Annotated in this window: 21 protein-coding genes; 11 read left to right on the top strand and 10 right to left on the bottom strand. The window is 61.8% G+C overall.

All coding sequences use genetic code 11. From position 1 onward, the window contains the following. Positions 1–2: 2 nt before the first annotated feature. The 3 genes from mlaD to ACF8EA_RS24210 are packed head-to-tail and all read right to left on the bottom strand — an operon-like array spanning position 3 to position 2,094. The gene (gene mlaD, locus ACF8EA_RS24220) at positions 3–488 is read right to left on the bottom strand and encodes an outer membrane lipid asymmetry maintenance protein MlaD (RefSeq protein WP_003255124.1); all 486 of its coding nucleotides are present in this window, start codon (positions 486–488) and stop codon (positions 3–5) included. Continuing rightward, positions 488–1,285, bottom strand: a complete 798-nt coding sequence (mlaE, locus tag ACF8EA_RS24215; RefSeq protein WP_003255125.1) for a lipid asymmetry maintenance ABC transporter permease subunit MlaE — start codon at positions 1,283–1,285, stop codon at positions 488–490. Before mlaE ends, mlaD begins: the two co-directional genes overlap by 1 nt. Further along, positions 1,285–2,094 (bottom strand): ATP-binding cassette domain-containing protein, encoded by an 810-nt coding sequence (locus ACF8EA_RS24210; protein WP_012270662.1) that lies wholly within the window; start codon positions 2,092–2,094, stop codon positions 1,285–1,287. Before ACF8EA_RS24210 ends, mlaE begins: the two co-directional genes overlap by 1 nt. 247 nt (positions 2,095–2,341) lie before the next feature. On the opposite strand from ACF8EA_RS24210, the gene ACF8EA_RS24205 reads away from it, so the two are divergent. The 10 genes from ACF8EA_RS24205 (at position 2,342) to ACF8EA_RS24160 (ending at position 9,353) form a co-directional block, all read left to right on the top strand. Continuing rightward, on the top strand, positions 2,342–3,316 hold the full coding sequence (locus ACF8EA_RS24205) for an SIS domain-containing protein (protein WP_021781858.1): 975 nt from the start codon (positions 2,342–2,344) through the stop codon (positions 3,314–3,316). 11 nt (positions 3,317–3,327) lie between these two features. Then, a complete protein-coding gene (locus ACF8EA_RS24200) occupies positions 3,328–3,852 on the top strand; it encodes an HAD family hydrolase (protein ID WP_021781857.1) in 525 nt (174 codons plus the stop codon). Between the two features lie 8 nt (positions 3,853–3,860). Further along, positions 3,861–4,433, top strand: coding sequence for an LPS export ABC transporter periplasmic protein LptC (gene lptC / locus ACF8EA_RS24195; RefSeq protein WP_021781856.1), 573 nt, complete (start codon positions 3,861–3,863; stop codon positions 4,431–4,433). Then, the gene (lptA, locus tag ACF8EA_RS24190; protein WP_021781855.1) at positions 4,420–4,944 is read left to right on the top strand and encodes a lipopolysaccharide transport periplasmic protein LptA; all 525 of its coding nucleotides are present in this window, start codon (positions 4,420–4,422) and stop codon (positions 4,942–4,944) included. Before lptC ends, lptA begins: the two co-directional genes overlap by 14 nt. After that, a complete protein-coding gene (lptB, locus tag ACF8EA_RS24185) occupies positions 4,945–5,670 on the top strand; it encodes an LPS export ABC transporter ATP-binding protein (RefSeq protein WP_003255132.1) in 726 nt (241 codons plus the stop codon). Positions 5,671–5,845: 175 nt separating this feature from the next. Further along, entirely contained in the window at positions 5,846–7,339 is a 1,494-nt protein-coding gene (locus ACF8EA_RS24180) for an RNA polymerase factor sigma-54 (protein ID WP_028697418.1), read from the top strand. 79 nt (positions 7,340–7,418) lie between these two features. Continuing rightward, a complete protein-coding gene (gene hpf / locus ACF8EA_RS24175) occupies positions 7,419–7,727 on the top strand; it encodes a ribosome hibernation-promoting factor, HPF/YfiA family (protein ID WP_003255135.1) in 309 nt (102 codons plus the stop codon). A 12-nt stretch (positions 7,728–7,739) separates the two neighbouring features. Next, on the top strand, positions 7,740–8,204 hold the full coding sequence (gene ptsN, locus ACF8EA_RS24170; RefSeq protein WP_003255137.1) for a PTS IIA-like nitrogen regulatory protein PtsN: 465 nt from the start codon (positions 7,740–7,742) through the stop codon (positions 8,202–8,204). A 2-nt stretch (positions 8,205–8,206) separates the two neighbouring features. Further along, on the top strand, positions 8,207–9,061 hold the full coding sequence (gene rapZ, locus ACF8EA_RS24165) for an RNase adapter RapZ (RefSeq protein WP_028697417.1): 855 nt from the start codon (positions 8,207–8,209) through the stop codon (positions 9,059–9,061). Positions 9,062–9,080: 19 nt separating this feature from the next. Next, entirely contained in the window at positions 9,081–9,353 is a 273-nt protein-coding gene (locus tag ACF8EA_RS24160) for an HPr family phosphocarrier protein (RefSeq protein WP_010952144.1), read from the top strand. A 112-nt stretch (positions 9,354–9,465) separates the two neighbouring features. On the opposite strand, the gene ACF8EA_RS24155 is transcribed toward ACF8EA_RS24160, so the two are convergent. The 4 genes from ACF8EA_RS24155 to pmbA all read right to left on the bottom strand — a co-directional run bounded on the left by ACF8EA_RS24155 (position 9,466) and on the right by pmbA (position 13,392). Next, positions 9,466–10,077: a superoxide dismutase gene (locus tag ACF8EA_RS24155; protein ID WP_392523528.1), complete on the bottom strand. Its 612-nt coding sequence runs from the start codon at positions 10,075–10,077 to the stop codon at positions 9,466–9,468. Between the two features lie 44 nt (positions 10,078–10,121). Next, a complete protein-coding gene (locus tag ACF8EA_RS24150) occupies positions 10,122–11,498 on the bottom strand; it encodes a class II fumarate hydratase (protein WP_392523527.1) in 1,377 nt (458 codons plus the stop codon). Next, positions 11,491–11,892: a hypothetical protein gene (locus ACF8EA_RS24145; RefSeq protein WP_021781850.1), complete on the bottom strand. Its 402-nt coding sequence runs from the start codon at positions 11,890–11,892 to the stop codon at positions 11,491–11,493. The genes ACF8EA_RS24150 and ACF8EA_RS24145 overlap by 8 nt, the downstream gene beginning before the upstream one ends. Before the next feature lie 153 nt (positions 11,893–12,045). After that, positions 12,046–13,392 (bottom strand): metalloprotease PmbA, encoded by a 1,347-nt coding sequence (gene pmbA / locus ACF8EA_RS24140; RefSeq protein WP_021781849.1) that lies wholly within the window; start codon positions 13,390–13,392, stop codon positions 12,046–12,048. 109 nt (positions 13,393–13,501) lie between these two features. Between pmbA and yjgA the strand changes: the two genes are divergently transcribed. Further along, positions 13,502–14,023, top strand: coding sequence for a ribosome biogenesis factor YjgA (gene yjgA, locus ACF8EA_RS24135; protein ID WP_003255152.1), 522 nt, complete (start codon positions 13,502–13,504; stop codon positions 14,021–14,023). 57 nt (positions 14,024–14,080) lie between these two features. On the opposite strand, the gene tldD is transcribed toward yjgA, so the two are convergent. The 3 genes from tldD to ACF8EA_RS24120 are packed head-to-tail and all read right to left on the bottom strand — an operon-like array spanning position 14,081 to position 20,204. Continuing rightward, positions 14,081–15,520 (bottom strand): metalloprotease TldD, encoded by a 1,440-nt coding sequence (gene tldD, locus ACF8EA_RS24130; RefSeq protein WP_010952138.1) that lies wholly within the window; start codon positions 15,518–15,520, stop codon positions 14,081–14,083. A 2-nt stretch (positions 15,521–15,522) separates the two neighbouring features. After that, a complete protein-coding gene (locus tag ACF8EA_RS24125) occupies positions 15,523–16,374 on the bottom strand; it encodes a carbon-nitrogen hydrolase family protein (RefSeq protein WP_103470119.1) in 852 nt (283 codons plus the stop codon). Positions 16,375–16,382: 8 nt separating this feature from the next. Continuing rightward, on the bottom strand, positions 16,383–20,204 hold the full coding sequence (locus ACF8EA_RS24120; protein WP_392523526.1) for a YhdP family protein: 3,822 nt from the start codon (positions 20,202–20,204) through the stop codon (positions 16,383–16,385). Positions 20,205–20,263 lie beyond the last annotated feature (59 nt).

Raw genomic sequence — 20,263 nt, 5'->3', positions numbered from 1 at the left:
CCTTAATTAGCCGGTTGCGCTTCTTTCGGTTCCTTGCCAACAGAGTTGAGCAGGAACTTGCCAATCAGATCCTCCAGCACCAGTGCCGACTGAGTGTCATGGATGGTTGAACCATCCTTGAGGACATCGTCTTCACCGCCCACGCTGATGCCGATGTACTTCTCACCAAGCAAACCGGCGGTCAGGATCGAGGCAGTGGAGTCGGTCGGCAGGTTATCGACCGACTTGTCCAGCTGCAACGTCACCCGACCGGTGTAGGAATCACGGTCCAGATCGATGGCGGTGACCTTGCCGATGGTCACACCAGCCATGGTCACTTTAGCTCTGACCGTCAAACCGGCGATATTGTCGAAGTACGCATAAACTTTATAGGTATCAGTGGTCGGGCTGGCCGACAGCCCGCTGACACGCAGGGCCAGCAGCAGCAGCGCCAGGATCCCGGCCAGGAGGAACAGGCCGACACCGATTTCCAGGGTGCGGTTTTGCATCAGAAATCTCCAAACATCAAGGCGGTCAGAATAAAGTCCAGACCCAGCACTGCCAACGAGGCATAGACCACGGTCTTGGTGGTTGCACGACTGATCCCTTCTGAGGTGGGCTCACAGTCGTACCCCTGGAATACGGCGATCCAGGTCGAGACGAAAGCAAACACCAGGCTCTTGACCAGCCCGTTGAGCACGTCGTCAGTGAACGAAACACTGTTCTGCATGTTGGCCCAGAACGAACCCTCGTAGACGCCCAGCCAGTCCACCGCCACCCACGAGCCACCCCAGATACCGACCACGCTGAAGATCAGCGCCAGCAGCGGCAGCGAGATGAAACCTGCCCACAGGCGTGGAGCAACGATGTACTTGAGCGGATCGACACCGATCATTTCCAGGCTCGACAACTGCTCGGTGGACTTCATGTTGCCGATTTCGGCGGTCAGCGCCGATCCGGCACGACCGGCAAACAGCAACGCCGTTACCACCGGGCCAAGTTCACGCAGCAGGGTCAGGGCGACCATTTGCCCTACCGCCTGCTCCGAGCCGTACTTGGTCAGAATGCTGTAACCCTGCAGCGCCAGCACCATGCCGATGAACACCCCGGACACGACGACGATCGCCAGTGACAGCACGCCCACCGAGTACAACTGCTTGGTCAGCAGCTGGAAGCCGCCGCCAATGCCGCCGCGACCGACCAGCGCATGGAACAGGAACAGGCACGAACGCCCGAGCACGGCCAGCACGTCGATTGCCGACCGGCCCAGCAGGCGGACACGTTCGAGTAAGGATTTTCTGCGCATCAACGCGCCCCCAGCAGGTCGGCGCGGTAATCAGGCGCGGGAAAGTGGAAGGGAACCGGGCCATCCGGGTCGCCTTTCATGAATTGGCGGATCCGTGGATTGTCCGAGCCCATCAGCTCATCAGGCGTCCCCTGGCCCAGCACCTGGCCGTCACCTACCACGTAGATGTAATCGGCGATGCTGGCGGTTTCTGCCAGGTCATGGGAAACCACGATGCTGGTGATGCCCAGGGCATCGTTGAGCAGGCGAATCAGGCGCACCAGTACCCCCATGGCGATCGGGTCCTGGCCGACGAACGGTTCGTCGTACATGAGGATCTGCGGGTCCAGGGCAATCGCCCGGGCTAGCGCCACACGGCGCTTCATGCCACCGGACAGCTCGTCGGGCATCAGGTCGATGGCACCGCGCAGCCCCACGGCCTGCAGCTTCATCAACACGATGTCACGGATCATTTCGTCCGACAGCTGAGTATGCACGCGCAGCGGGAACGCGACGTTCTCGAACACATCGAGGTCGGTGAACAACGCGCCGCTCTGGAACAGCACGCCCATCTGCTTGCGGGCGTCGAACAGGTCGCTGCGCGACAGCGTCGGCAGGTTCTGGCCGGCCACCCATACTTCACCGCTGGAGGGACGCAGTTGCGCACCCATCAGGCGGAGCAACGTGGTCTTGCCGCAACCCGATGGTCCCATGATGCCGGTGACCTTGCCGCGCGGGATGCGGATGTCGACGTTGCTGAAAATGCTGCGCGAACCACGTTTGAAGGTTACACCCTTCAACTCGACCGCGTAGGCGCTATCCACACTCATCTAGACTCCTTGCTAATGCAGCCTCGTCCTAGTGGACGCCGGCCTCCATCTGGAAGGCACACACATCCCGGCAGGCCGAATAGCGGCGAACTATAGCACCGCTGACAGCGCCGCCCCAAGGCCGGGCAAGCAGTCGTTCAGCACCGGGACAGGCTTTGGTGGTATTCGCTACAGCAATCGAGGAGGTGAGGGTTTTCATCATTGCGCGTATAATCGTCGCCTTTTCCTCAGGCATTGCTTTTTCGACATGAGCCAATCCAGCGAGCTGATCCAATCCGCCCAACGCACCCTGCGCCTGGAACTCGAGGCCGTAGAGGCCCTTTTGGCGCGCATCGACGACAATTTCGTCAAAGCCTGCGAACTGATTCTGACCAGCAAGGGCCGGGTCGTCGTGGTCGGCATGGGCAAGTCCGGGCACATCGGCAACAAGATCGCCGCCACCTTGGCCAGCACCGGTACGCCAGCGTTTTTCGTCCACCCGGCCGAAGCCAGCCATGGCGACATGGGCATGATCACGCGCGATGATGTCATCCTTGCCTTGTCCAATTCCGGCAGCACAGCCGAAATCGTCACCCTGCTGCCGTTGATCAAACGCCTGGGCATCAAGCTGGTCAGCCTGACCGGCAACCCGGACTCGCCCCTGGCCCAGGCCGCCGAGGTCAACCTCGACGCCCGCGTCGAGCAAGAGGCCTGCCCGCTGAACCTCGCCCCCACCTCCTCTACCACGGCATCGCTGGTGCTGGGTGACTGCCTGGCCATCGCCCTGCTCGAGGCCCGCGGCTTCACCGCTGAAGACTTTGCCTTCTCGCACCCGGGTGGTGCACTGGGCCGCCGCCTTTTGCTCAAGGTCGAGAACGTGATGCACAGCGGCAACGAGCTGCCCCAGGTTGCCCGCGGCACCCTGCTCAAAGAGGCACTGCTCGAAATGTCCCGTAAGGGCCTGGGCATGACCGTGATCGTCGAAGCCGACGGCACGCTGGCCGGGGTCTTCACAGACGGCGACCTGCGCCGCAGCCTGGACCGCAACATCGACATACACACCACCCTGATCGACCAGGTGATGACCGTGCACGGAAAAACGGCCCGCGCCGAAATGCTCGCTGCCGAAGCCCTGAAGATCATGGAAGACCACAAGATCGGCGCGCTGGTGGTGGTAGACCGCGAGGGCCGCCCGACCGGCGCCCTGAACATGCACGACCTGCTGCGCGCCGGTGTAATGTAAGGAGCGATGGAATGAATCAGGACCTCATGCAACGGGGCAAAGCCGTCAAGCTGGCAGTGTTCGATGTGGATGGCGTGCTCACCGACGGGCGCCTGTACTTCCTCGAAGACGGCAGTGAGTTCAAGACCTTCAACACCCTCGACGGCCAGGGCATCAAGATGCTCATGGCCTCGGGCGTGACCACCGCGATCATCAGCGGGCGCAAAACCCCTGTGGTCGAGCGCCGGGCGAAGAACCTCGGCATCCCGCACCTGTACCAGGGCCGCGAGGACAAAGTGGTCGTGCTTGACGGCCTGCTTGCGGAGCTGGGCCTGAGCTATGATCAAGTAGCCTACCTGGGCGATGACCTGCCCGACCTGCCGGTCATTCGCCGGGTGGCATTGGGCATGGCCGTGGCCAACGCCGCACCGTTTGTTCGCCAGCACGCCCACGGCGTGACCCAGGCACGCGGTGGCGAAGGCGCAGCCCGTGAATTCTGCGAACTGATCATGCAGGCCCAGGGCACCCTGGACGCTGCCAACGCCAATTACCTGTAAGGCTGCCCATGTTCAGCAAGAAAGCCCGCACTATTGCGCTGCTAGCAGTGATTACCGCCCTGCTGGCGGCGGTCGGCTACTGGAATGTCAGCCCGGAAAGCTTCCTCGACAAGCCGGTGGCCAAGGTAGACGAAAGCGCCATCGACTACTATGCGATCAACGCCCACAGTGTGCAGTTCCTGCCTGACGGCAAGCTGCAGTACGAAATGACCGCCGACAAGGTCGAGCACCTCAAGGCCAGCGAAATCACGTTGCTGACTACGCCGGATCTGCACATGTACCGCGGCACCGAATACCCGTGGCACGTACAGAGCACCCGGGCCGAGGTCAATCCGGACGGCACCGAGGTCGAACTGATCGACAACGTACGGATTGCGCGCACCGACGAAAAGCAGCGTGAAACCATCATTACCAGTTCACGCATGACCGTGTTCCCGCAGAAGCAATATGCGCAGACCGAGCAAGCCGTTAGAATCGACGGCGCCGGTGGCACAACTACGGGCAAAGGAATGAAAGCGTATTTGAAAGAAAGCAGGATGGACCTGCTCTCTAACGTAAGAGGACAGTATGAGGCTCGTTAAAACTCTCCCCCTTTTGCTCAGCCTGAGCGCAGCACTGGGAAGCGCGAGCGCCTTCGCACTGCCGAATGACCGTGATCAGCCGATCCGCATCCAGGCCGACCAGGCTCACCTGGATGACAAGCAAGGCGTGGCCACCTATACCGGTGACGTGATCATCACCCAAGGTTCGATGATGATCAAAGGCAACACCGTGACCATCACCCGCTCCGCCTCCGGCGACATCGATGTGGTGACCTCGGTGGGCAACCTGGCCTACTTCGAGCAGCAGCAGAGCGCGGCCAAGCCGGACAAGATGAAAGGCTGGGGCGTGACCATCCAGTACCAGGCGCAGAAGGACCTGGTAATTCTCACCGACCGCGCCAAGGTCGAGAACGAAGGCAACACCACCGAAGGCGAAAAGATCGTCTACAACACCCAGACCCAGGTGGCGACCGCCGGTCGCGGTAGCAACGTGACAACACCACGTCAGCGTATCGACATGGTGATCCAGCCCAAGAAGAAGGCCGAGTAAATGGCAACCCTCAAAGCCCAGCACCTGGCAAAGAGCTACAAGGGGCGGCAGGTAGTACGTGATGTCAGCCTGTCGATCGACAGCGGCCAGATCGTCGGCCTGCTCGGCCCCAACGGCGCCGGCAAGACCACTTGCTTCTACATGATTGTCGGGCTGGTCCAGGCCGAACAGGGCCGAGTACTGATCGACAACCTCGATGTGAGCCACCAGCCCATGCACGGCCGCGCCCGCGCCGGCATCGGCTACCTGCCGCAGGAAGCCTCGATCTTCCGCAAGCTGTCGGTAGCGGACAACATCATGGCCATCCTCGAGACCCGCAAGGACCTCGACCGGGACGGCCGCCGCAAAGAGCTGGAAAGCCTGCTGCAGGAGTTCCACATCAGCCACATCCGCGACAACCTCGGCATGAGCCTGTCCGGTGGCGAACGCCGCCGCGTCGAGATTGCCCGCGCACTGGCGACAGCGCCCAAGTTCATCCTGCTGGACGAACCGTTCGCCGGTGTCGACCCGATTTCGGTTGGCGACATCAAACAGATCATCCACCATCTCAAGGCTAAAGGTATCGGTGTACTGATTACCGACCACAACGTGCGTGAAACGCTGGATATCTGCGAAACCGCTTACATCGTCAACGATGGCCGACTGATCGCTGAAGGCGACGCTGAAACCATCCTGGCAAACGATCTGGTCAAAGAAGTTTACCTGGGCCATGAGTTCCGCCTCTGACCCGGCAAGCGCCTGAAGTACTGGCTAACAGCCGTGAGACTGCGGGTAAAGTTGTTACGGTACTCTAGGCAAACGCTACAATTTAAGGCATAAAACTTGCTTGATCTGGCGCTCCGGCGCCCTCGTGTAGTGGATGGCGCATGCGCGCCGGCGAACAAGGTATTAAGCCCCTGCCATGAAACCATCGCTCGTCCTAAAAATGGGCCAGCAACTGACGATGACACCTCAGTTGCAACAGGCCATCCGCCTGCTCCAGCTCTCTACCCTGGACCTCCAACAGGAAATCCAGGAAGCGCTGGAGTCGAACCCGATGCTCGAACGTCAGGAAGACGGCGAAGACTTCGACAACAGCGACCCGATGGCCGACAACGCCGAGAACAAGCCGGCCGCCGAAGTTCAGGACAACAGCTTCCAGGAAAGCGCCGTCAGCGCCGACAACCTGGAAGACGGTGAGTGGAGCGAGCGCATCCCCAACGAGCTCCCGGTCGATACCGCCTGGGAAGACATCTACCAGACCAGCGCCAGCAGCCTGCCGAGCAACGATGACGACGAGTGGGACTTCACCACACGCACATCGGCCGGCGAGAGCCTGCAAAGCCACCTGCTGTGGCAGTTGAACCTGGCGCCGATGTCCGACACCGACCGCTTGATTGCCGTCACCCTGATCGACAGCATCAACGGGCAGGGCTACCTGGAAGACACCCTCGAAGAAATCTGCGCCGGTTTCGACCCGGAGCTGGATATCGAGCTGGACGAGGTCGAAGCAGTACTGCACCGCATCCAGCAGTTCGAGCCGGCTGGCGTCGGTGCTCGCAACCTCGGCGAATGCCTGTTGCTGCAACTGCGCCAACTGCCCGCTACAACCCCGTGGATGACCGAAGCCAAGCGTCTGGTCACCGATTTCATCGACCTGCTCGGCAGCCGTGACTACAGCCAGCTGATGCGGCGGATGAAAATCAAGGAAGACGAGCTGCGCCAGGTCATCGAACTGGTGCAAAGCCTTAACCCGCGCCCTGGTTCGCAGATCGAGTCCAGCGAGCCCGAGTACGTGGTGCCCGACGTCATCGTGCGCAAGGACAGCGACCGTTGGCTGGTAGAGCTGAACCAGGAAGCCATCCCACGCCTGCGCGTCAACCCGCAGTACGCCGGCTTCGTGCGACGTGCCGACACCAGCGCCGACAACACCTTCATGCGCAACCAGCTACAGGAAGCGCGCTGGTTCATCAAGAGCCTGCAAAGCCGTAACGAAACCCTGATGAAGGTGGCCACGCAGATCGTCGAGCACCAGCGCGGCTTCCTCGACCACGGCGACGAAGCGATGAAGCCGTTGGTACTGCATGACATTGCCGAAGCAGTAGGCATGCACGAATCGACCATCTCGCGGGTTACCACGCAGAAATACATGCACACCCCGCGCGGTATCTACGAACTGAAATACTTTTTCTCCAGCCATGTCAGCACCTCCGAAGGCGGAGAATGCTCGTCCACGGCGATCCGCGCGATCATCAAGAAACTGGTTGCGGCGGAAAATCAGAAAAAGCCATTGAGTGACAGCAAGATCGCTGGTTTACTGGAGGCACAAGGCATCCAGGTAGCCCGTCGCACCGTCGCCAAGTACCGCGAGTCCCTCGGCATCGCACCGTCGAGCGAACGCAAGCGACTGATGTAGCCCCTGAGATGAGCCACAGCGTTTTCGTGGCAGGTGCAAGACCTGCCTCTTTATGCACGGGCAACAAAGGAGAAGCTGTATGCAAGTCAATATCAGTGGACAGCATGTAGAAGTCACCCAGCCACTGCGCGATTACGTGCTTGAAAAGCTCGCCCGCGTGGAGAGTCACTTCGACAAGATCACCAACGTGCAGGTAATCATGAAAGTCGAGAAGCTTCAGCAGAAGGTCGAGGCGACCCTGCAGATTCCCGGCGGCGAAGTGGTAGCCAACGCCGAACACGAAGACATGTATGCAGCGATCGATGCCTTGGCCGACAAGCTCGACCGCCAACTGAAAAAACACAAGGAAAAACAGCAAAGCCTGCTGCAAGGTGCAGCTGCCCGCTGATCCCCCTCATCCATGATCCGACTTGAAACCATCCTGACCCCCGGCCGTTCTCTCGTGAACGTGCCGGGCGGCAGCAAGAAGCGCGCCCTGGAAAAGGTCGCCACTGTCATCGCCGACCAAGTGCCAGAACTGGAGATGCAGGACGTCTTCGAAAAACTGGTAGCCCGGGAAAAGCTCGGCTCTACCGGATTCGGCAATGGCATCGCCATCCCGCACTGCCGCCTTGAAGGATGCTCAGCTCCAGTCAGCGCTCTGCTGCACCTGGAAGCCCCTATTGATTACGACGCCATCGATGGCGCGCCAGTGGACCTGCTGTTTGTACTGCTGGTGCCCGAAGCGGCCACCGATGCCCATCTTGAGCTATTGCGTCAGATCGCCAGCATGCTCGATCGCAAGGAGGTTCGTGATCGGCTGCGCGCGGCCACCAGCAATGAGGCTCTGTTCCAGGTTGTCCTGGACGTACAGAACGAGCACTGAACATGCGCCTGATCATCGTCAGCGGCCGGTCCGGCTCCGGCAAGAGCACCGCCCTCGATGTCCTGGAAGACAGCGGTTTTTATTGCATCGACAATCTGCCCGCCGGGCTGCTGCCGCAGTTGGCGGAAAATGCATTGATCAACACCGATTTGCTGCAGCCCAAGGTGGCGGTGTCAATCGATGCACGCAACCTGCCCAGCCACCTGCTACGCTTCCCTGAACTGCTTGAAGAAGCCCGCGCCCGGCACATCCAGTGCGACGTGTTGTACCTGGATGCCGATGAAGAGGTCCTTCTCAAACGTTTCTCGGAAACCCGCCGGCGACACCCTCTGACCAACGCCAACCGCTCGCTCGCGGAAGCGATTCGCGTGGAAAGCGAGTTGTTGGGACCCATTGCCGACCTAGCCGACCTGAAGATCGACACCACCAACCTGAACCTGTACCAGTTGCGTGACTCGATCAAGCTGCGCCTGCTCAACCAGCCCGAGCCTGGCACAGCGTTTCTGGTCGAGTCGTTCGGTTTCAAGCGGGGAATGCCGGTTGACGCAGACCTGGTTTTTGACGTGCGCTGCCTGCCCAACCCCTACTGGAAGCCAGAACTGCGTGAGCACTCGGGCCTCGATCAACCCGTGATCGACTACCTGGCTGCACAAGCGGATGTCGAAGACATGTACAACGACATCTCCAGCTACCTGCTCAAATGGTTGCCCCGCTTCGCTGCCAGCAACCGCGCCTACGTAACCATCGCCATCGGCTGCACTGGCGGCCATCACCGTTCGGTGTACATCACCGAGCGCCTTGGTCGACAGCTGCAGCAAACCCTGAAAAACGTCCAGGTCCGCCATCGCGACCTCTAGCCCAAGGATCCGCCCCACGATGCCCGCCCGCGAAATCACCATCATCAACAAGCTGGGTCTGCATGCCCGGGCGGCAGCCAAGTTCGTCGGTGTGGCCGGCCGCTTCCCCTGCCAGGTACGGGTTGGCCGCGCCCCGGACAAGCTGGTGGATGGCAAGAGCATCATGGCGGTGATGATGCTGGCAGCAGGCAAAGGCACCCAGGTGCACCTGCATACCGAGGGCGAGCAGGACAGCGACGCCATGGACGCACTGGTCGAGCTGATCAACAACTTCTTTGACGAAGGCGAATAGACCTCGCACACCTGCGCTTGCACAATGTCAGGACATCGCGGTATCCATCACTATCATCAGACAGAAGCCTGTACACAGCCTAAAGCTCGCCAAGAGCGCATACCGGTCCGACTCACTTCAGGGCTTCGAGGTAGCGACGCTCGACTTCCACCCAGTCAATGACGTTGTAGAAGGCACCGATGTATTCCGGGCGACGATTCTGGTACTTGAGGTAGTACGCGTGCTCCCACACGTCCAGGCCCAGGATCGGCACATTGCCGTGCATCAGCGGGCTGTCCTGGTTGCCGCTGCTCTCCACCACCAACATTTTTTGCGGCGTTACGCTGAGCCAGGCCCAACCGCTGCCGAAGCGGGTCAACGCGGCTTTGGTGAAAGCCTCCTTGAAAGCCTCGAAACCGCCAAGTTGAGCAGTGACAGCTTGCGCCAGCTGACCCACGGGCTCGCCACCGCCCTGAGGTGACATGACAGTCCAGAACAGGCCGTGGTTGGCGTGCCCGCCGCCGTGGTTGGTCACAGCGCCACGCAGGTCTTCCGGCAGTTGCTTGACGGCAGCGATCAGTTTTTCCACCGGCCATTCGGCCCACTTGGTACCTTCAACGGCGGCATTCAGCCCGTTGACGTAAGTCTGGTGATGCTTGGTGTGGTGGATTTCCATTGTCTGGGCATCAATGTGTGGCTCCAGCGCGTCGTAGGCGTATGGCAATGCAGGCAAGGTATGGGGCATGTCAGTGAATTCCGTAGGCATGGGTTCTGGGCGGTGACGCAGTGTCAGATACCCCCGGCGGTGAGCTTTTCCGGGTCCAGTAGCGCTTCAAGCTGATCGCGGGACAGATCGGTGTGCTCCAGCGCCACATCAATGATTGGGCGCCCCTGCTTGTAGGCGGTCTTGGCGATTTCGGCGGCCTTGAGGTAACCGATGATCGGATTCAACGCAGTGACCAGGATCGGGTTGCGCGCGAGGGCTTCCTTGAGTTTGTCTTCGTTGACCTTGAAGCTGGCGATGGCTTTGTCGGCCAGCAAGCGGCTGACATTGGCCATCAGCTCGATGCTTTCCAGCAGGTTGCGAGCGATCACCGGCAGCATCACGTTCAGCTCGAAGTTACCGGCCTGGCCCGCGACGGCGATGGTCGCGTCGTTGCCAATCACTTGGGCGGCGACCATGGCAGTGGCCTCCGGGATCACCGGGTTGACCTTGCCTGGCATGATCGAAGAGCCCGGCTGCAGAGCTTGCAGCTCGATTTCGCCCAAACCGGCCAGCGGGCCGGAGTTCATCCAGCGCAGATCGTTGGCTATCTTCATCAGCGCCACGGCGGTGGTCTTGAGCTGGCCAGACAAAGCCACGGCCGTGTCCTGCGAGCCGATCAGGGCGAACAGGTTCTGGCCGGGCGTGAACTCGATCTTGGTCAGGCCACTGAGCTGGCGAGCGAAACCGACAGCGAACTGCGGATGGGCATTGATGCCGGTACCCACGGCGGTTCCGCCCTGGGCCAGCGCCTGCAAGTGCGGCAGCATCGCTTCGATGTGCGCCTTGGCAGCATTGATCTGCGCAGCCCAGCCATCCAGCACTTGGCTCATGCGCACCGGCATCGCGTCCATCAGGTGAGTACGACCGGTCTTCACGTACTGATGTACTTGTGCCGACTTGACCTCGATCACCTGCACCAAGTGCGTCAGGGCTGGCAGCAACTGCTCGTGCAGGGCCAGCGCAGCGCTGACGTGGATGGTGGTCGGGATGATGTCATTGCTGCTCTGGCCACAGTTGACGTGGTCATTGGCATTGACCGCCTCACCCAGTACATGGGAAGCCAGGGTGGCGATAACCTCGTTGGCGTTCATGTTCGAACTGGTGCCAGAGCCGGTCTGGAACACATCGACAGGGAAGTGCTGGATGAAATCCTCGGCCAGCAGTTGCTCAACCGCCTTGACGATAGCCTGGCCCTGCCCGGCAGAAAGTTGCGCCAGTTCGACGTTGGCCTTGGCCGCAGCGGCCTTGGCCAGCAACAAGGCACGAATGAACTGTGCCGGCATACGCTGGCCGCTGATCGGGAAGTTGTCGACCGCGCGCTGGGTCTGGGCGCCGTAAAGGGCCTGGGCCGGCACCTGCAGCTCACCCATGCTGTCACGCTCGATACGGGTATCACTCATCATCAAATCCTTGCATCAGTTCATCGGGAGAAATCGAAGGCAGCAGGCGGCAATTGGCCAACTGCAAGGCGTAGGGCTGCCAGCGCTGGTTCTGTTCCTGACGGTCGAGGTTGCGCAGGTCCAACAGAGGACGCCATGCCTGATCCAGGCACAGGCAACGCCAATGCCAAGGCAGCATGCGATCACAGGCGGTATCCAGCAGCAGGCGAAACGCTGTCAGCGCCACCGTCCAAGACGAGGTTTCGGTGCAGCACACCAGATAGCGGCCTTCGGCCAGGTAATGCTCGATCAGGCGCGGCTCGTCGGGCTCGAGCGCACAGCGAATACGCCGGCTGAGCCAGCGCCAGTTTTCCAGGTAGGGCAGTTCGCGGAGGACGGGTTTCATGAACATCATCGCCGAGTTACCGGATAATGATATTGATTATTAAATGACAATCATAATCATTACAAGAGGGGATGATGAAACAAAAAACCCGGCGCAAGGGCCGGGTCTTAGGATTTGCAGAAAAAGTTTAGAGCCTGTAGCAGCCCGTTCGCGGGCTAACGATCAGCTACCAGCAACGGTCATGCGCTCAATCAGCACCGAGCCCGTATGGATATTGCTGCGGGTTTCAAGATCGCTGCCAATCGCGACAATCTGCTGGAACATGTCTTTCATGTTTCCGGCGATGGTGACTTCCTGCACGGCATGCTGGATCTCGCCATTTTCGACCCAGAACCCCGCCGCACCACGGGAATAGTCCCCCGTCACCATGTTCAAGCCATGCCCCATCAGCTCGGTCACCAGCAGCCCGCGGCCCATGCGGCGAATCAGCGCGGCCTGATCTTCGATACCGTGGCTGACGAACAGGTTGTGCACGCCACCGGAATTGGCCGTACTTGGCAAACCCAGCTTGCGCCCGGAGTAGGTACCCAGCAAGTACGACACCAGCTCGCCTTTGTCGACAAACGGTTTGGCATAGGTGGCCAGGCCATCACCGTCGAACGCGGCGCTGCCCAACGCACGCGGAATATGCGGACGCTCGTCCAGGGTCAGCCAGGAAGGGAACAGACGCTGACCAATGGTACCCTCCAGGAACGACGACTTGCGGTAGAGGTTGCCGCCGGAAATGGCCGACAGGAAGCTACCGAACAGACCACCGGCCAATTCGGCCGAGAACAGCACCGGTACCTCGCAAGTCGGCACCGGCCGGGCGCCAAGGCGGCTGGCAGCACGCTGGGCAGCGCGCACGCCGATGCTGCGCGGGTCGGCCAGCAGGTTGCCCTGACGGTTCACGTCGTACCAGTAGTCACGCTGCATCTGCCCGTCGCCTTCGGCAATCATCACGCAGCTCAGGCTGTGGCGGGTCGAGGCGTAGCCACCGATGAACCCATGGCTGTTGCCATACACGCGGCAGCCCTGGTGGGTATTGAGGGTGGTGCCATCGGCGTTGAGGATGCGCGGGTCGGCGTCGAACGCCGCCGCCTCGCAGGCCAGGGCCATTTCAATGGCCTTCTCGGGCTCGATATCCCAGTCGTGGTACAGGTCCAGATCAGGGATTTCACGCGCCATCAGCGCCGCGTCGGCCAAGCCCGAGCATTCATCCTCGGAGGTATGCCTGGCAATTGCCAGCGCTGCGGCGACGGTCTCGCGAATCGCCTCCGCGCCACTGGCAGAGGTGCTGGCCGAACCTTTACGCTGGCCGACATAGAGGGTGATACCAAAGCCCTGGTCGCGGTTGAACTCGACCGTTTCGACCTCACGCTGGCGCACGGTGGTGGACAGCCCCTGCTCCAGCGACACCGCCACTTCGCAGGCACTGGCCCCCTGACGACGCGCCTCGGCGATGATCGCCTCGACCTGTTCCTGCAATGCTGGCAAGTCTTTCGGACCTACGCTCTGGACTGCACTCATGGTTCTCTCCACTCAAATTCTGCGTACGGCTTGGGGTCATTCTACGACCGGGCCGGACAAGCGGCCCCCGACTGGTTATCATGGCGGCGATTTCTAGCGGACTGCCACCATGGTTGATTCAAACGACGACGCCTTCGACGGCGAAAAAAGCAAAACCCAGATCAAGCGCGAACTCCATGCGCTGGTCGAACTCGGCGAGCGGCTTACCACGCTCAAGGCCGATACCTTGGCGCGCCTGCCATTGACCGACGAGCTGCGCAAGGCACTGGCCGAAGCCAGCAAGCACACCGCTCATGGCGCCCGTAAACGCCACATGTCGTTCGTCGGCAAGCTCATGCGCGTGCAAGACCTCGATGCCATCCACGCCCTGCTCGAGCAGATGGACAGCTCGACTCGCCAGTACAACGAACGCTTCCACAGTTTGGAGCGCTGGCGTGACCGGTTGATCGACGGTAACGACGAAGACCTCGAGCGCTTCGTCAACGAGTACCCCGACACCGACCGCCAGCAGTTGCGCTCGCTGGTGCGCCATGCCCAGCACGAGAAGGCGCGGAACAAACCGCCTGCCGCCGCGCGCAAGGTGTTCAAGTACATTCGCGACCTCGACGAGTTGCAGCGCGGGCTACGCTGACAGGCTGGGCCGCTGTGGGAGTGGGCATCGCCACTCCCACAACGGTTCCCGAAACCATCAAGCCCCGGTACCGCCCACGGTAATCGCATCCAGTTTCAAGGTAGGTTGGCCCACCCCGACCGGCACCGACTGCCCGTCCTTGCCGCACGTCCCTACCCCGCTGTCCAGTGCCAGGTCGTTACCGACCATCGAAACCCGGCTCATCGCCTCCGGACCATTGCCGATCAGGGTTGCGCCCTTCACCGGCGCGGTAATCTTGCCGTCTTCGATCAGGTAGGCCTCACTCGTGGAGAACACGAACTTGCCGCTGGTGATATCCACCTGCCCACCACCGAGGTTGGCGCAGTAGATACCCTTCTTCACCGACGCGATGATCTCCTGAGGGTCGCTTTCGCCGGCACGCATGTAAGTGTTGGTCATGCGTGGCATCGGCAGGTGCGCGTAGGATTCACGACGGCCGTTACCGGTCACAGCCATGCCCATCAGGCGCGCGTTCAGCTTGTCCTGCATGTAACCCTTGAGCACGCCATTCTCGATCAGCGTGGTGCATTCGGTCGGGGTGCCTTCGTCATCCACGCTCAGAGAACCGCGGCGGCCTTCGAGGGTGCCATCGTCGACGATGGTGCACAGGCTCGACGCCACCTTCTCGCCAATCCGGCCGCTGAACGCCGAACTGCCCTTGCGGTTGAAGTCACCTTCCAGGCCGTGGCCGACCGCTTCATGCAGCAGCACGCCCGACCAGCCCGAGCCCAGCACCACCGGCAAGGTACCGGCCGGTGCCGGTATCGCTTCCAGGTTGACCAGGGCCTGGCGCAACGCCTCGCGGGCATACCCCATGACCCGCTCTTCGGTGAAGAAACGGTAGTCGGTACGGCCGCCACCGCCCTGTCCGCCACGTTCGCGACGGCCATTCTGCTCGACGATGACGCTGACATTGAAGCGCACCAGCGGGCGTACGTCGGCAGCCAGGCTGCCATCGGCCGCAGCAATCAGGATGCGTTCCCAGACCCCGGCCATGCTCACGCTGACTTGCTGAATGCGCGGGTCCAGAGCACGGGTGGCGGCATCGACACGCTTAAGCAGCTCGACCTTTTCGGCACGGCTGAGCACGTCCAACGGGTTGTCCGCGGTATACAGGGCGGCCACCTCCTGACTGCGGAAGGCTTGCACCGTGCCGTTTTGCCCGGCACGGGAAATCGAACGGGCGGCACGGGCTGCCGAGGTCAGCGCTTCAAGGTTGATCGCGTTGCTGTAGGCGAAGCCGGTTTTTTCGCCGGACTGGGCACGCACGCCCACGCCCTGGTCGAGGTTGAAGCTGCCCTCTTTGACGATGCCGTCTTCCAGCGCCCAGGTTTCCGAGATCTGGCCCTGGAAATACAGGTCGGCGGCGTCGATGCCGGGGCCAGCCAACTCACCCAGCACGCTCTGCAGGCTGTCCAGGGTCAAGCCGCCTGGGGCCAAGAGCTGCTCACTGACGGTGGATAACATCTGGCTCATAGTCACTCCGAGGTGTGCGCAGGCCGCAACGCGCCCTGCGAAAAAAAGCGCCGGTGCGATACCACCGGCATGCGCGTCCGAATGGACACTTGTTCTTCAATGTCGCGCTCGGCAAGCAGTACCGCTTCACCTTGCGCCTGTTCTGCGAGAATGCGTCCCCAAGGGTCGACGATCATCGCATGGCCATGGGTTTCCCGTGGGCCAGGGTGGGCGCCGCCCTGTGCCGCAGCCAGCAGATAACACTGGGTTTCGATGGCCCGGGCTCGCACCAGCACCTCCCAATGTGCTGCGCCGGTCACTGCAGTAAAAGCAGCCGGTGCGGTGATCAGCTCCGCGCCGGCGGCGCGCAGCGCGCTGTACAGTTCGGGAAAGCGCAGGTCGTAGCACACGCTAAGCCCAAGCCGCCCGACCGGCGTATCAGCCACCACCACCTGAGCACCCTGCGCGTAGTCATCCGACTCGCGGTAGCGGCCCCGATTGTCGGCCACATCCACGTCAAACAGGTGCAGCTTGTCATACCGTGCCACCACCTCGCCGTGTTCATCGATCAACAGCGAGCACGCATGGGCCTTGGCATCGGGCTGGCCGACCGGTGGCAATGGCAAGGTACCGGCAACAATCCATAACTTGAGGTCGCGGGCGGTGCGTTTCAACCATGGCAGAATAGGCCCTTCCCCCAAGGCTTCGGCACGGCCGATGGCAGCAGCGTCCTTGCGCCCCATGGCGGCAAAATTTTCCGGCAGCACCGCCAAACGTGCGCCGCCGGACGCGGCCTGCTCCAACAGGGCACCGGCACGCTGCAGGTTGGACTGCACGTCGTCCTGGCTGACCATCTGGATTACCGCAGCCTTCATGGGTACTCCTAGCGGGATTTTTCGAAAGGTTTCACAAATGTGATTCTAGGCTCTTTCCATGGCCCTTCGACACGGTAGTGCACGCTGGCAAAGCGTGACACGCGGTCACCGATCAGCCGATCGACCAGGAACAGTGCGCCGCCCACAGCTGGCGCGCCGACGATCAACGCTGCCAGCGGCAGGTTGTTGGTCACCGGCAGGCTCACCTGCAGGTCGGCATCGACCCGGTCGCTGACCATGTCCAGCGTGCCGTCGAGCTCGAAGTTGCTCGACGGACCGGTCACGGTAATCGGTTTGCGGGTTACGTAGACACCACTACTGGCCACCAGCAAGCCCTTGACCCGGTCATAGGCCAGGCCCTTGTCAAACAGGTCAGAAAAGTCCAGACGCAGGCGACGGCCAATCGAGTTGAAGTTGAGCAGGCCGAACACCCGCAGTGCCTGTGCACTGCCTTCGACCTCGACGAACTGGCCGGTGCGCAGCGCTGCATCCAGGCTGCCCGAGAAGCGTTTCAGGCCCACCGCGGCCGGCGAACCCGGCCAGCGGCCATCCACATCCAGGCGGAAGTCGCGGCTGGTCACAGTCGGGGCAAAGCCCCAGGCTTTGAGCACATCCGCCAGGTTCTTGCCATCAAGGCGCCCTTTGTACCAACTGCTGGTTTTGCCCGTTTCACCTTCCCAGCCACCACCGCCATCGATGCGCAACCCCTTGAGGTCGAGGTCGATATCACTGGCCTTGACGCCACGTGCGGTCGGCCGCAGCTTGATCGAGGCGCTGCCGTAAAGATCGTCACCTCGATAAAGCTTGTCGATGCTCAGGTCCAGTGCCGGGACTTTGCGCGGATCGAACGAGGACAGCGGGTCGGGCCCGTCTTCAGCCTGCTGTTCAGCGGCGCTGGCGGCAGGCAGGCGCAAGGTCTGCATGCGCACGACCATGGGCGCGCCCTTGGCATCCGGTACGCGTGCGTTACCGATGACCTCCTTGCTGTCGAGGCGCAAATCCCAGGCTGGCCCGGCCCGGGCCAGGCGAACTACGGCCTGGTTCAGGTCCATGCCGAAGGCTTTCAACTGGCCGATGCTCAGGTCGACGCTTTGCAAGTTCTGCCGCGCGCTGCCACCCGGGTCGTCGCCAGCAAGCTGGGCAGCCTTTTCCTGCCAAGGGGCCAGGTCCAGGGTCTCCAGGCGCCCGCGCACCCTCAGCCCCTGGCTGACAGGTACCCGGGCGTCGCCTGTACCCAGCACCAGCTCGCCACGGCCCTGCGTCAACTTTTCGGCCGGTGCAGCATAGGCAAAGCGGGCAAGGTCGGCGTAGGCGGCATCGAATTGCCGCTCCGGGCCCTGAAGGCTCATGTTGAAACGGCTGTCACGGGTATCTGCTGCCGCTTTGCCGAACGGAGCCGGCAAGTCGATGGCCAAGCCCTTGAGGCTGGAAGTGACACTCAGGCGGTTGTCCCGGCTCCCCAGACTGAGCTGCAACTGATACGGCAGGTCACCGGATGCCGGCAAAGCCTGGTTGAATTGCAGCCAGTCAGTCAGCGTCTTGAGCGATACCTGGCCATTGGCATTGATGCGGGTCTGCATCTGCCCAGCCTGACCTTCAGCGGTGATTCGAGCCGTTACCGGCTTGCCGAAGGCCTGTAGGCTGATGCCCTTGCCACTAAGGCCCTTGTCGAAGTCGAAGCTGAAGTCGCCCTTCAGGCGGTTCAACTCCAGGCTCGGCGGGGCAACCTTCAGGCGCGCGTCACTGGTGGCGAAGTCCACCTGCACTTTTGGGCGCTGCCCATGGGTCAGCGGGATATCGAGCTTGACCTTGCCCTTCAGCGGCCCCTCACCTTCCCAGCCGGCAAAAATCTCACCGGTGCCGATGGGCGCTTCCTTGAGAATCTTCAGGCCATCACCCAGGCTACCGTCGAAGTCGCCGTCCAGATAAAGGTGACTGTGCTGGTCACCGTCAACATGCGGGATATCGACTTTCACATCGCTGACCTTGGTGTCGAGCAGCACGCCTCGCCGGGCCATGATGCGCACGCCACTGTCCTCGATGAACACATCGCCATCCACATGCTGCACCTGTGGCCAACCAGGCTGGAAGTCCAGGGCGGCGTCATGCACCTTGAAGAACAGGCTGATGCTGCGCGCTTCCGGCGCTGCGCCATGGTTCAGCGAGCCCTGATACTGGAAATAACCCTCGTCCACGGCACCTTTGACGATAGCGCTGCGCAGCCATTCGTCGAGTGCCGGGCTGAGCACTTCGGGCAGATACTTGGCGGTATAACGGCCATCGCCTTCGGTCAGGCCGACGCGCAGGTCCATGTAGTCCTCGCGGCCCTCCTCGAACAACAGGCGAATCAGGAAGTCACCGGCGATCTTGCCCTCTTCGCCCAGCACCTTGAGGTAGGGCGCAACCAGGGTGAAACCGTCTTTGTCCAAAGTCCAGGTCAGGCGCGCATTCGCCTTCTGGTAGTGCCAGGGCTTGGCGAAGATCGGGTACAGATGCAGCATGAACGCATCGGTATCCAGGCGCAGCTCGCCATGGCCCAGGTCACCCCTGATGCTGCCACTGACGTTACCGGCCGCCGGGGCGTTGTGATAAGCATCGAAGCCTACTTTCTCCAGGTTGGCTGCAAACTGCAGGCGCTGGTCACCCTCGGCCTTGGGCCTGGCCTCGAGGCGCACATTGCGCAACGTACCGGTTACCTTCAAGCCATCGACCACATCCTTTACCTTGTCCGGCAGCGGTGCCAGGGCATCGATCAGCGGGGTCAGCGGTGTGAGGTCGAGGCGGTCCGCCTGTAACTGCCAGCTTTCATCGGCTGCGTTCTGGCCAGGGCGCTGCTGCAACTGCAGGTGAGACTCCCAGCGGGCCTTGCCGAGGTCCATGGCCAACGAGTCGACGACTACGTCGAAGCCTTGCTCCCGCCGCTGGAACCACGCACCCAAAGCCAGGTTATTCAGGTTGGCAGCCTTGCGCCCGGCATAGGCGCCCTCCAGCCTGGGTGCATTGAGCCGTACGACGGCCCGTTGCAACTGTCCCTTGCCCCAGTTGACCCAGAACTCACCGCCTGCCCGCAGGGTATCAGCATGCCACTGCCCCAACACCCGGGGCGGCAGCCAATGTGCCCAGTCACTTTGCGGCAGGCTCAAATAGGCTTCTACCTCGCCATCGCGCCAAGCTTCGGCCGACATATGGCTGTTCAGGCTCAGCGCCAGGGGCTGGCCGTCGGGCAGGGTGGCACGCAGGTCCAAGGCCTGGCGTGTGGCACCGGCCTGCACGCCGGCACTCACATAAGTCAGGGTCAGCGGGTCGCGCTGCCAGGGGTGCAGGGTGACCAGACTGTCGAACACATCGATGCGCCCCAGCTGGCGCAAGCGCTGCAGCAGGTCGGCAGGGTCCAGCGGTGCATCGTCCTTTTTAGGTAGGCCTTCGAGGCTCCAGGCGCCCTGCTCGTTCTCGCGAAGGATCAGTTGCAGCCCGCCCAGCTGAATACGCGCCAGGCGCACTTCGCGGGCGGTAAGGCTGGCCCAGATGTCGGGCACCACCATGACCTCGTCCAGCCGCAGCGCCTTGGCGCCTTCGCCCAATTGCAGGTCGCGCACCCGCAACACGGGGGCCAGTCCGCTCCAGTGCCCTTCCAGGGCACCGACATGCACGGGCAGGCCCAGCGCCTGCTCGGCCTTGCTTTCTACATCGGCACGGTACTCGGCTACCAGCGGCACCAGTTCACGACCGAGGCTGACATATAGCGCTACCAATACTGTCAGCAGGGCACATATGCCCAACCCCCAGCGGGTCAGAGCGACAAGAACGCGGTTCAGACGTCCCATGGCCATGGCCCTCCAAGTCGTTTATCCATGATGGCCGGTACTGCCGGTTTTGCCAGCCCGACGAC

It is taken from the genome of Pseudomonas sp. YQ_5, from assembly GCF_043103305.1.
Taxonomy (GTDB): domain Bacteria; phylum Pseudomonadota; class Gammaproteobacteria; order Pseudomonadales; family Pseudomonadaceae; genus Aquipseudomonas; species Aquipseudomonas putida_Y.
Note: the sequence above shows the minus strand (reverse complement) of the source record. Positions and strands in the feature narration are given on the sequence as shown.

What these genes read in the sequence shown, in the direction of transcription:
- lptA (WP_021781855.1), top strand. Translation starts at nt 4,420, where the DNA reads ATGAGGCTCGTTAAAACTCTCCCCCTTTTGCTCAGCCTGAGCGCAGCA.
- rapZ (WP_028697417.1), top strand. Translation starts at nt 8,207, where the DNA reads ATGCGCCTGATCATCGTCAGCGGCCGGTCCGGCTCCGGCAAGAGCACC.
- ptsN (WP_003255137.1), top strand. Translation starts at nt 7,740, where the DNA reads ATGATCCGACTTGAAACCATCCTGACCCCCGGCCGTTCTCTCGTGAAC.
- lptB (WP_003255132.1), top strand. Translation starts at nt 4,945, where the DNA reads ATGGCAACCCTCAAAGCCCAGCACCTGGCAAAGAGCTACAAGGGGCGG.
- mlaE (WP_003255125.1), bottom strand. Translation starts at nt 1,285, where the DNA reads ATGCGCAGAAAATCCTTACTCGAACGTGTCCGCCTGCTGGGCCGGTCG.
- ACF8EA_RS24210 (WP_012270662.1), bottom strand. Translation starts at nt 2,094, where the DNA reads ATGAGTGTGGATAGCGCCTACGCGGTCGAGTTGAAGGGTGTAACCTTC.
- ACF8EA_RS24125 (WP_103470119.1), bottom strand. Translation starts at nt 16,374, where the DNA reads ATGAAGGCTGCGGTAATCCAGATGGTCAGCCAGGACGACGTGCAGTCC.
- hpf (WP_003255135.1), top strand. Translation starts at nt 7,419, where the DNA reads ATGCAAGTCAATATCAGTGGACAGCATGTAGAAGTCACCCAGCCACTG.
- mlaD (WP_003255124.1), bottom strand. Translation starts at nt 488, where the DNA reads ATGCAAAACCGCACCCTGGAAATCGGTGTCGGCCTGTTCCTCCTGGCC.
- pmbA (WP_021781849.1), bottom strand. Translation starts at nt 13,392, where the DNA reads ATGAGTGCAGTCCAGAGCGTAGGTCCGAAAGACTTGCCAGCATTGCAG.
- ACF8EA_RS24180 (WP_028697418.1), top strand. Translation starts at nt 5,846, where the DNA reads ATGAAACCATCGCTCGTCCTAAAAATGGGCCAGCAACTGACGATGACA.
- tldD (WP_010952138.1), bottom strand. Translation starts at nt 15,520, where the DNA reads ATGAGCCAGATGTTATCCACCGTCAGTGAGCAGCTCTTGGCCCCAGGC.
- ACF8EA_RS24155 (WP_392523528.1), bottom strand. Translation starts at nt 10,077, where the DNA reads ATGCCCCATACCTTGCCTGCATTGCCATACGCCTACGACGCGCTGGAG.
- ACF8EA_RS24200 (WP_021781857.1), top strand. Translation starts at nt 3,328, where the DNA reads ATGAATCAGGACCTCATGCAACGGGGCAAAGCCGTCAAGCTGGCAGTG.
- lptC (WP_021781856.1), top strand. Translation starts at nt 3,861, where the DNA reads ATGTTCAGCAAGAAAGCCCGCACTATTGCGCTGCTAGCAGTGATTACC.
- ACF8EA_RS24160 (WP_010952144.1), top strand. Translation starts at nt 9,081, where the DNA reads ATGCCCGCCCGCGAAATCACCATCATCAACAAGCTGGGTCTGCATGCC.
- ACF8EA_RS24150 (WP_392523527.1), bottom strand. Translation starts at nt 11,498, where the DNA reads ATGAGTGATACCCGTATCGAGCGTGACAGCATGGGTGAGCTGCAGGTG.
- ACF8EA_RS24205 (WP_021781858.1), top strand. Translation starts at nt 2,342, where the DNA reads ATGAGCCAATCCAGCGAGCTGATCCAATCCGCCCAACGCACCCTGCGC.
- yjgA (WP_003255152.1), top strand. Translation starts at nt 13,502, where the DNA reads ATGGTTGATTCAAACGACGACGCCTTCGACGGCGAAAAAAGCAAAACC.
- ACF8EA_RS24120 (WP_392523526.1), bottom strand. Translation starts at nt 20,204, where the DNA reads ATGGCCATGGGACGTCTGAACCGCGTTCTTGTCGCTCTGACCCGCTGG.
- ACF8EA_RS24145 (WP_021781850.1), bottom strand. Translation starts at nt 11,892, where the DNA reads ATGATGTTCATGAAACCCGTCCTCCGCGAACTGCCCTACCTGGAAAAC.